The following is a 1,511-nucleotide window of genomic DNA, read 5'->3' on the forward strand; positions in this document are numbered from 1 at the left end:
GGCCGGGCGCGCTGAGCCGGAGCCGCGGGCCGGTGAGGTGGACCTCCGCGGCGGCCCGTACCGCGGGCTGGCCCCACAGCTCGCGCGCGGCGACGCGGGCCTCCTCGGTGGTGACGGCGAGGGAGAGGACGTGGCGGCCGGTACGGCGCAGGTCGGCGCGGCGCAGCAGGTCGGTGGCGAAGTCGGCCGGGTGGGGCCGCCACAGGTCGTCCACCGGCACGGACAGCGCGACCTCGGTGTACGGGCCGAGGGTGGAGCAGCGGTGCTCGTACAGCGAGAGCACGGCGAGGGTGCGCCGGCCGATCCCGCTGGGGCGCATCCAGGGCACGTCGGGCAGCAGGGCCCGTACGGCTTCGGTGCGGACCGGGAAGCACAGGTGGGCGGCGGCCGAGTCCTGGTAGCGCACGGGCACGCCGACCGGGCCGGTGGTGGTCGGTATCGAGGAGGTCGGCAGGGTGAGGAAGGGGTGACCCTCGGGCGGATGCGCCGGGTCCTTGAGCTGGTACGCCTGACTGCGCACGACCGGGCCCCGGTACGGCGTGAGGGCCTCGTCGAGGTGCGCGCGGGCGTCGGGGGCGACGGTGCACAGATGGCCGATGTACTCGCGCAGCAGGTGGGACTCCGGGAAGGCGCGGGTGGGTCCGGTGTAGCGGGCGTCGTACCGGCCCGGGTGGGCGTCGGCGGGGGCGGCGGCCGGGACGAGGTCGTGCTCGTTGGTGACGTGGCCGATCCAGGTGCGCGGGTCGGCGGGGCGTCCGGCGGGGTCCGGAGCGCCGACCGCGATGACATGGGTGACGCGGTAGGCGCGGCAGAACCCGGCGTCCCGCGCGAGGTTGAGCAGTGCTGTACCGCCCTCGCCGTGCCCGATCAGGGCGAGTTCGGCGCCGCGCGGGATACCGTGCTCCTCGATCGCGGGCCGCAGCGCGCGGGTGTACGGCGAGTCGGCGGTGAGCTGCTCCCGCCAGGCGCCGACGACGTCGCGCGGGGAGCCGTGCCGGGGGCGGCCGGAACTGGTGCCGGGGGCCTGGACGACGTACCGGACCACACCGTCGGGGCCGCGCACGTTCTGTACGAGGACGCGGCCCTCGGGGGCGAGGATGTCGATGTTGCGGAGGAAGCCGAGGAGCGAGCCCTCAGTGGCGAGGGTCTGCCTCTCCCGGTCGGTGAGGTCGACGGCCTCGGCGGCGCGCCGGCCCCCGCCGGTCTCCGGTTCCGCGGGCGGCTCGGCGTCCAACAGGGCGCGTACGCGCAGGAGTTCGTCCAGCACGGGAGTGAGCGCGGCGAGGGCGCGCTGGGCGCCGGGGTCCTGGAAGAGGGTGCGCAGGGCGCGTACGGCCTCGCGGTCGCCCCTGGTACCGAGGGCCGCGGTGAGGCGGCGCATGCCGGGGTCGCGGGCCAGTTCGGGGTGGCCGGCGAGCACGGCGGCGATGCGCAGCCGCAACGAGGTGACGGCCATCAGCGCGGCCAGGGGCTCTCCGCCCCGGCGGGCGCCGAGCAACCGCGCGATTCTT

General features: G+C 76.5%; 1 protein-coding gene. It reads right to left on the reverse strand.

Annotation, left to right across the window (positions count from 1 at the left end):
* Nucleotides 1–1,511 (reverse strand): acetoacetate decarboxylase family protein (locus GT030_RS12720; protein ID WP_161201202.1); only part of this gene is annotated, 1,511 nt, incomplete at both ends.

The sequence above is a fragment of the Streptomyces sp. SID1328 genome (assembly GCF_009865595.1).
Taxonomy (GTDB): domain Bacteria; phylum Actinomycetota; class Actinomycetes; order Streptomycetales; family Streptomycetaceae; genus Streptomyces; species Streptomyces griseoluteus.